Origin of the sequence: Streptomyces monticola (assembly GCF_042665355.1) — a bacterium.
GTDB classification, from domain to species: Bacteria; Actinomycetota; Actinomycetes; order Streptomycetales; family Streptomycetaceae; genus Streptomyces; species Streptomyces monticola.
The window spans coordinates 1-876 of sequence record NZ_JBHTCF010000063.1; the positions used below are offsets into that span (position 1 = coordinate 1).

1 protein-coding gene is annotated in these 876 nt (G+C 69.7%); it reads left to right on the forward strand.

Annotated features, from left to right (window positions below; all coding sequences use genetic code 11):
- Window positions 1-876: beta-ketoacyl reductase (locus ACFQVC_RS42435; RefSeq protein ID WP_381842142.1), on the forward strand; the 876-nt coding region annotated here is incomplete at both ends.

Genomic DNA, 876 nt, shown 5'->3' on the forward strand with positions numbered 1-876 from the left:
GCGGCGGTGTGGGGGCTCGCGCGGTCCGCGCAGTCGGAGGAGCCGGGCCGGGTGGTGCTGGTCGACACGGACGACGTGGATGCGGTGGCTCTGGCGCTCGCGTCGGGGGAGCCGCAGGTCGTGGTGCGTGAGGGGGCCCTGTACGGCGCGCGGCTCGCTCGCGTCCCGGTGGTGACTGAGGAGGAGGCCGGGCCCACCTCCCGCTTCGGCGACGGTGAGGGCACGGTCTTGATGACCGGCGCGAGCGGGACGTTGGGCGGTTTGTTCGCCCGGCATCTGGTGTCCGAACTGGGTGTACGCAGGCTGCTGTTGACCAGTCGCAGGGGTGCTGATGCTCCGGGCGCGGCCGAGCTTGCCGAGGAGCTGACCGCACTCGGCGCGGAGGTGTCATGGGCGGCCTGTGACGCGGCTGACCGTGAGGCTCTCGCGGCTCTTCTCGCGCCGATCGAGAACCTGTCCGGTGTCGTCCATGTCGCGGGTGTCCTGGATGACGGTGTGATCGCCTCCCTCACGCCGGAGCGCATCGACTCGGTTCTGCGTCCGAAGGTGGACGCGGCTTTGAATCTGCACGAGTTGACCGCCGACCGTGAACTGGACGCGTTTGTGGTGTTCTCCTCGGCGGCCGGAGTCTTCGGCAATCCGGGGCAGGGCAATTACGCGGCCGCGAATGCCTTTCTGGATGCCCTTGCCAGTCACCGTCGGGCGAATGGTCTGCCCGCGCAGTCTCTGGCCTGGGGTCTGTGGGCGGATGAAGCGGCGGGTATGGCGGGGGAGTTGAGCGAGGCGGACCTGGAGCGGATGAACCGTACCGGGGTGCGTCCGATCACGGAGGCGCAGGGCCTGGCCCTCTTCGACACCGCCGGTGCCCTTCGCGAT